The sequence below is a fragment of the Mucilaginibacter sp. P5_A6 genome, from assembly GCF_056400585.1.
Map to the genome: position 1 here is coordinate 26,018 of NZ_JBFUKZ010000038.1, position 7,332 is coordinate 33,349.

Here is a 7,332-nt window from a genome sequence, read left to right on the forward strand (position 1 = left end):
AACCATATAATGGCTACTCAATTAAAAAACCTTTCAGATTTTTCAAATACCGAGATCCCATCTGCCGCAGCGTACCGGTTTGGCATTGCCGTAGCTGAGTGGAATGCCGAGATCACCGGCGCCCTTTACCGGGGTGCTTATAATAGCCTGGTTGCCAATGGCGCCCTGCCCGAAAATATTTTCACGCACACTGTGCCTGGCAGTTTTGAATTAACATCAGGCGCCGACCTGCTGTTGAATACCGGTAAACTGGATGCCGTGATATGTTTAGGATGCGTAATACAGGGCGAAACCCGACATTTTGATTTTATTTGCAACGCGGTAGCAAATGGCGTAAGTAATGTTGCCATAAAATATTCAAAACCTGTTATATTTGGGGTACTAACAACAGATAACCAACAACAAGCCATTGACCGCGCAGGCGGCAAACATGGCAATAAAGGCGATGAAGCTGCAATTACTGCCATAAAAATGGCAGCACTTGCCGAAACATTAAATAGCTGATCTGCGTTAAACCATTATAGTGTTAAAACGATGAAAAAATTAATTTACATAGCTATTATAGCGCTAACTATTGGCAGCATATCATCATGCTCCAATAAATTATGCCCTGCTTACGGATCATATCCAAGGTCTGGCCGTTAACAGGCAAATGTCATTTTTGTAATCTCCTGAAAACCAATACCGGTTTTTGTGTTATAATTACGTTTTGATTTGGAGCCAGGGGCTAAGAATCACGATATTAAGACAAAAAGGTTTTGGCTTATTTAAGCTGATGCGCCAGGCATAGCCGGATTAATTTCGTTTCGCTATGATGAATTGTCTTGATTCCTAACTCCCGGTTCCTGATTCTTTTACTATATATTATTTTTATGAACTGGATACCGCTTGAATCGGCAGATCAGCTTAACGAGATCAAACAAAATCAAGGCTATAGCCTGATTTTTAAACATAGTACACGTTGCTCCATCAGTATGATGGCAAAAAGACGCTTCGAACTGGATTGGGAAGACCTCCCCGAAGATATGCCCCTCTATTTTTTAGACCTCATCAAGTACCGCGAACTATCGGGTATGGTGGCACAGCTTTTCCAGGTACACCATGAGTCGCCGCAATTAATACTTATCAAAGATGGCGAGTGTGTGCTCGATCAGTCGCATGGCGGCATTTCGGTTGAGGAAGCATTAAGTGTATTTTAGGTTAAAATTTTATCAGTTGCCGTAGTTCTTCGGGTATAGGTGTGTATAAAGTAGCCCTGCGGTAGCACAACGGCATTAATTTGGTGCGTGTCAAAGTTATGAAAGGGCGCCGACAGGGTAGTGTTAAGAGAGCAATGTTCAAATACGCAACGCCCTCATAATCAACAAACTAAACACAGGATCAAAACCTATCAAATTGACATTCAATACATTACACGTTCGTCCCGAACACCCGAACAGTGTCATAAAAAACTGAAGGCCAAAAATCTGCGCCTCTGAAACGGCGAAGCCCTCAACAAGGTTAATTTGAAAACTGCACATCAATTTACTGTAATAATAATTACAACCTAAGCATTACCCTATAATTGGTTATACTGTTTTTAACTACATTTGTAACATGATTGAATTGCCGGTAGTTCCCGCAGTAAGCCAGGTACAGCGTAAGCCAGACTGGCTGAGGGTAAAGCTTCCAATTGGAAAAGAATATGCACATGTGCGCGGTTTGGTTGATGAACATAAGCTGCACACTATTTGCGAGAGTGGTAATTGCCCTAACATGGGCGAGTGCTGGGGTGCCGGTACAGCTACTTTTATGATATTGGGTAATATTTGTACCCGCTCATGCTCATTTTGCGCCGTAGCAACCGGCAGGCCTTTAGCTGTTGACGTTGACGAGCCTAACCGTGTAGCTACCTCGGTAAAGCTAATGCAGGTAAAGCACTGCGTTATCACCTCTGTTGACCGCGACGACCTTAAAGACGGCGGCTCTATCATCTGGGCCGAAACCATAAATGCCATCCGCCGTGAAAGCCCCGAAACTACTTTAGAAACCTTGCTGCCCGATTTCAGGGGCAACTGGGATAACCTTGCCCGTGTTTTGGAAACCAGGCCCGAGGTAGTATCCCACAACCTTGAAACTGTAAGGCGCCTAACAAAAGAGGTGCGCATTCAGGCAAAATATGATCGCAGCCTGGAGTGTTTAAAACATGTATCGGAAGCCGGATTACGTACAAAATCGGGCATCATGCTTGGCCTGGGCGAAACTGAGGAGGATATTTTAGAAGCCATGGACGACCTGTTAACTGCTGGCGTACACATACTAACCCTGGGGCAGTATTTACAGCCAACACGTAATCACCACCCTGTACTCGACTGGATCCATCCAGATCAATTTGCTCATTTAAAACAAATTGGCCTTAATAAAGGTTTTAAATACGTGGAAAGCGGACCATTGGTGCGCTCATCCTATCATGCAGAAAAGCATCTGTTTGATTTGTAATTAATCCCTTTATACATTAACCAGGTTGAGTAAGAAACACAAGATATCGCTTTCGGAAGAAGAACTGGTACGTGCATTAAGAAATCATGAGAAGATCGCGATTGAAGCACTCTATGATATGTATTCGCCATCGCTGTATGGTGTTATTTCCCGCATTGTTACCAATACCCCAATAGCAGAAGATGTTTTGCAGGAAACGTTCGTAAAAATCTGGCATTCCTTTTCGAGCTATAGTGCCGAAAAAGGTCGTTTATTTACCTGGATGGTTAATATTGCACGCAACCTTGCAATAGATAAGATCAGATCAAAAGATTTTAAGAATCAAAATAAAAACCAGGAGATTGAAAATAACGTAACTTTCATAGACCAATATAAGAGCACCGCTTACAAGCCTGAATTGATAGGTGTTAAAGACCTGGTACAGGTACTAAAACCTGAGCAAAAATCGATTATCGACTTGGTTTATTTTAAAGGTTACACCCATGTGGAGGCTGCCGATGAGCTGGGCATACCGCTTGGAACCATTAAAACCAGGTTAAGAATGGGCATACAAGAGCTCAGAAAATATTTTAATTGAAAGTGGAAGATATACAAGCATATATAAAATCGGGCATACTGGAGCTTTATGTGTTGGGGGATGTAACTCCCGTCGAACAACGACAGGTGGAAAAGATGGCTTCAAAATACCCGGAAATAAAAACAGAACTGGATAGCATAGCGCATTCAATGGAGTTGTATGCAAAAGAACATCAGGTTGAGCCTTCAGAAAATTTACGCGGCAGGGTTTTAGGCAGCCTGCTTACTAATTTTGGCGATGATAGAAATTTTGCCGCCGCCCCGCATCACGAAGAAATTGAAACTGAAGAGGACGAAGAAGAAGATAATATCGACCAGGAAGATAATATTGCAAACTTACCTTCGCCTAAGGAAAACAACTATTACAAATATGCCTTTGCAGCAAGCTTTACCTTATTAATAGCCAGCACCATTGCATTGGTAAGCATTTATGGAAAATTGCAGGATTCCAATAATCAGTTAGTTGCAATGCAACAGGATAAACAGCATTTTGCCAATAGGGTTAACCTCATGAATAAGGAGCTAACTGTTTTTCGTGATACTTCATACAAGCTGATCCACCTGAAAGGCACAGCAAAAACCCCCTCATCTTTAGTAACGGTTGCCTTTAGTTCCGGGCAGAAAAAAGTAGTTATCGACATGGCAAATATGAAAATGCCAGAGAATGATAAAGAACATCAATACCAGCTTTGGGCGTTGGTTGGCGGCAAGCCGGTTAACCTTGGTGTGTTTGATGCTGCAAGAGATACCGTTACCGATATTAAGGAGATGAAACCCATTGCCTTTGCCGATGCTTTTGCCGTAACATTGGAACCGCGAGGCGGTAGTATTAACCCAACAATGGGCCAAATGATGGTTCTTGGTAAATACTAAGATACCCTCTCATCCTTTCCCGTATATTAAAATAAGGCATGGCGGCTTTTGCAAAACATGCCTTTTGCACCCTGGTACAAACTATTTTTATGCTGTTTGTTAAAGAAATATGCATTTTGTTAATTATTTAACAGTTATTTCACAATAAGCTAAACCATTTATTCGTTTTTTTGTAACTATTAGGATGCTTCGGACGTCTTATAACCAGTTAGATTAAACAGAGCCTGTGAAGTAACGAAAATTGAAGTGATATATCTAACTCATAAACTTGAGTATTTTGTTCTTTATAAGATCAGTTAATAGTTAATCAAAAAGGGATGTATGATACTTGCATCCCTTTTTTTATGCCATTAATTTTGCCATAGTAACCGGCAGTTGAGCTGCCAGCTTCCCCGGCAAAACAACATTAAGGCGGTTTGGCAAAGCAAGTTCATCGCCTGCTTTACCATGCACGTATGTCCCTATCAAACAAGCTTCTAAGGAGGAATATTTTTGAGCCAGCATAGCTGCAATAATCCCCGTAAGCACATCACCCATCCCTCCAGAAGCCATTGCGGCATTCCCTGTGGGGTTAAAATAGCATCTGCCATCGGGCGAAATTGTGATGGTATAGTCGTTTTTTAATATGATGTAAATATTCAACTCTTTTGCCTGTTCCATGCCGGTTTGCAATCTTTTCCACCAGCTTTTATGTTCGCCAAATAAACGATCGAACTCCTTCATATGCGGAGTTAAAATACTACCGGCGGGCAACTCTTTCAATAATCCCTTATGATCCGAAAGTAAATTAAGCGCGTCGGCATCAATAACCAGCGGCTTTTTATAGTTTTTGATAGTGGTATTTAACAATTTAATTGCATCGTCGCCTTTCCCTAACCCCGGACCAATGGCTATGGCATTAAATTTATCCCACTCAATTTCGGGTTGCTCATCTTCGTTACGAATGATAGCCATGATTTCTGGCAGATAGCTATTCAAGGCAATTAAACCACTTCCGGGAATACACGCTGTTGTTAACCCCGCACCGGCATAAGCACTGGCCGAAGCGCTAAGCAATGCAGCTCCCATCGTTTTTGCCTGCCCGGCAATAATCAGGTTGTGGCCGAAAGTACCCTTATTACTGAACCGGTGTCGGGGTTTCAACATCCCGCGAATGTCTTTTTCTTCCATAAACTGATAGGAAGAGTTTAGGCCCAGTACAAATTTTTCATTAATGCCAATATTCACAACCTCCCAGCAAGTGATGTACAATGCCGATTCGGGCAATAGAAAATTGATCCGGGGCTGCTGAAAAGTGATCACCAGGTCGGCTTTAATAACTACCGCATCTGGATCATTCTCACCTTCCGAAAAAAATCCTGTAGGTACATCAACTGCAACTATTGTTCTATTTAAATCATTAATATACTTTACCAGCCGCTCATAGTCTCCCCAAAGGGGTTTATTTAATCCTGTACCCAATAAGGCATCGATAATTATGGCGCCGCTTTCGGGAGGTATTTCATCTCCGGCTTTTATTTCTGTAATGGAGATGCCGGTTTGCTGTAACTTGGCCAGGTTAGCAGCAAAATCATCCGATTGCTTATTACTGAAGCGGGCAATATTAACATTTATGCATTTATAATGATGTTCCTTCAACAAGCGTGCTATTGCCAATCCATCGCCACCATTATTACTGGTACCGCAATAAAAGGATATGGATTTATCCTTATCAGGAAAATGATTGATGAACCAGCCCACAAACGCCTTAGAGGCCCGTTCCATCAGATCGATAGAAGTGATAGGCTCATTGGCAATGGTAAACGCATCAGCCCTGCGTATTTGTTCAGAAATGAGTAGAGGCAGCATATACTTCTAAAGTAAGGAATTATATGTTTTGTTTTACCCAATATTATCAAACCGCAAAACTAAGCTTCCCCATTAAAACCTTTGGATTATTGCCAATAGCAATAGGCTCYCCACTCAAAGTCTCGTTACCCAGCAAGGCAAACAGGATAGCCTCCTTTGCATCAGGATCAATCCCTAAACTGCCGGTATCATCAATGTCTGCAAAAGCCTGCTTCAAACGAGCTGCTATAAAAGGGTTTCTTGCGCCGCCGCCGCTTATAAATATTTTCAAATCATCCGCTATAATACTAGCCTTAATAAAATTGATGATTGATGTAGCCGTAAATTCACTCAAAGTAGCTACCAGGTCTTCATTTGAAATATCCCTGGTCCCCGATTGCATTTGCGCGTTTTCAACAAATGTTAAATTAAACAATTCTGGCCCGGTAGTTTTTGGGGCCTGTTCTTCAAAAAATGAATGACTAAGTAAAGCGCCAAGTAGCTCGTTATTTACTTTACCGTTATTGGCAATGTTTGAATCCTCATCATAAGCCTTATTAAAATACTTGCGGCAGGCAGCATCTATCAATGTATTACCCGGCCCAATATCGGTGCACAATACCTTTGCAGCATCGCCATCAGCCGGCAAATAGGTTAAATTGGCAATGCCACCAATATTGAGCAAGATCCTGTCTTCCCCGGATTTACTACCTAATAGCACATCGCCATATAATGCCAACGGTGCGCCTTCACCGCCTGCGGCTATGTGTTTTTGTCTGAAATCGCTGATTGTCAGTATCCCGGTTTTTACACCCATGTGGTCGCCATCGCCAATTTGCAGGGTAGCGTTAGCGTAATCTGCTTGCTTATGTAATCTTTTTGGGGCATGGTAAATGGTTTGTCCATGGCTGGCTATAAAATCAACCGTATCCGGCGCTATCCCCCATTTTGAAAGTGCCTGCAGCACCAGTTCGGCGTGATAATTACCAATAAAGGCATTCAGTAAAGTCAGCTTTTCCAGGTCGACTGTTTTGCGGGCAAATATTTGCTGTACCTCGGTTTTAAAACTTTCCGGATATGGTATGGTGGTAAAATGCATCAGCTCAAACCGGGTTTGCAGCCCGTTACCTGTAAACCTGCATAAGGCAATATCCAACCCATCGAGTGAGGTACCCGACATTAAACCGATACCTGTTTTAGCCGGTTTGCGGGCGATATCAAAAAGTTTTTGCAGATTTTGGTTTAAAGGTAACATCCGGTTAAATTACTATTTGTTGGGCGTTTACAAAAGTTAAAATAATGGGTACACTAAGTAAATATCTGATATATTTGTTTTCAATCAAATTCATCCCATCCTATGGCCCGATTAAATTTATTGGAAGAGACACGGTATGAGAAACTGCCGGTAAGTGTTTATAGCAACCAGCAGGAAGCTTCAATTGCGGTAGCTGGCCGGATAGCAAAGCTAATCCGCGACAAACAAAGCAAAGGCGAAAAAGCCGTGCTTGGTTTGGCTACCGGTGTTACCCCCATCGGGGTTTATGCCGAACTGGTGCGCCTGCACAAGGAAGATGGTTT

General features: G+C 42.3%; 7 protein-coding genes and 1 pseudogene. 6 read left to right on the forward strand and 2 right to left on the reverse strand.

What is annotated here, in order from left to right; translation table 11 throughout:
* Positions 1-9 precede the first annotated feature (9 nt).
* The 5 genes from ribH to AC1DO4_RS26430 all read left to right on the forward strand — a co-directional run bounded on the left by ribH (position 10) and on the right by AC1DO4_RS26430 (position 3,927).
* The gene (gene ribH / locus AC1DO4_RS26410; RefSeq protein ID WP_477420759.1) at positions 10-504 is read left to right on the forward strand and encodes a 6,7-dimethyl-8-ribityllumazine synthase; all 495 of its coding nucleotides are present in this window, start codon (positions 10-12) and stop codon (positions 502-504) included.
* 368 nt (positions 505-872) lie between these two features.
* Positions 873-1,199, forward strand: coding sequence for a bacillithiol system redox-active protein YtxJ (gene ytxJ, locus AC1DO4_RS26415; protein ID WP_477420760.1), 327 nt, complete (start codon positions 873-875; stop codon positions 1,197-1,199).
* 397 nt (positions 1,200-1,596) lie between these two features.
* Positions 1,597-2,478, forward strand: a complete 882-nt coding sequence (gene lipA / locus AC1DO4_RS26420; protein WP_477406742.1) for a lipoyl synthase — start codon at positions 1,597-1,599, stop codon at positions 2,476-2,478.
* Positions 2,479-2,503: 25 nt separating this feature from the next.
* On the forward strand, positions 2,504-3,055 hold the full coding sequence (locus AC1DO4_RS26425) for an RNA polymerase sigma factor (RefSeq protein ID WP_477420761.1): 552 nt from the start codon (positions 2,504-2,506) through the stop codon (positions 3,053-3,055).
* Between the two features lie 2 nt (positions 3,056-3,057).
* Positions 3,058-3,927: an anti-sigma factor gene (locus tag AC1DO4_RS26430; protein ID WP_477420762.1), complete on the forward strand. Its 870-nt coding sequence runs from the start codon at positions 3,058-3,060 to the stop codon at positions 3,925-3,927.
* Between the two features lie 342 nt (positions 3,928-4,269).
* Here the strand turns inward: AC1DO4_RS26430 and AC1DO4_RS26435 are convergent, their stop codons facing one another.
* Positions 4,270-5,775, reverse strand: a complete 1,506-nt coding sequence (locus AC1DO4_RS26435; protein ID WP_477420763.1) for an NAD(P)H-hydrate dehydratase — start codon at positions 5,773-5,775, stop codon at positions 4,270-4,272.
* Between the two features lie 46 nt (positions 5,776-5,821).
* Positions 5,822-7,009, reverse strand: a complete 1,188-nt coding sequence (locus tag AC1DO4_RS26440; protein ID WP_477420764.1) for an anhydro-N-acetylmuramic acid kinase — start codon at positions 7,007-7,009, stop codon at positions 5,822-5,824.
* 102 nt (positions 7,010-7,111) lie between these two features.
* On the opposite strand from AC1DO4_RS26440, the pseudogene AC1DO4_RS26445 reads away from it, so the two are divergent.
* Positions 7,112-7,332: pseudogene (locus AC1DO4_RS26445) on the forward strand (glucosamine-6-phosphate deaminase); the annotation flags it as partial.

Coding starts and splice junctions, on each gene's coding strand:
- lipA (WP_477406742.1), top strand. CDS start 1,597: ATGATTGAATTGCCGGTAGTTCCCGCAGTAAGCCAGGTACAGCGTAAG.
- ytxJ (WP_477420760.1), top strand. CDS start 873: ATGAACTGGATACCGCTTGAATCGGCAGATCAGCTTAACGAGATCAAA.
- AC1DO4_RS26435 (WP_477420763.1), bottom strand. CDS start 5,775: ATGCTGCCTCTACTCATTTCTGAACAAATACGCAGGGCTGATGCGTTT.
- ribH (WP_477420759.1), top strand. CDS start 10: ATGGCTACTCAATTAAAAAACCTTTCAGATTTTTCAAATACCGAGATC.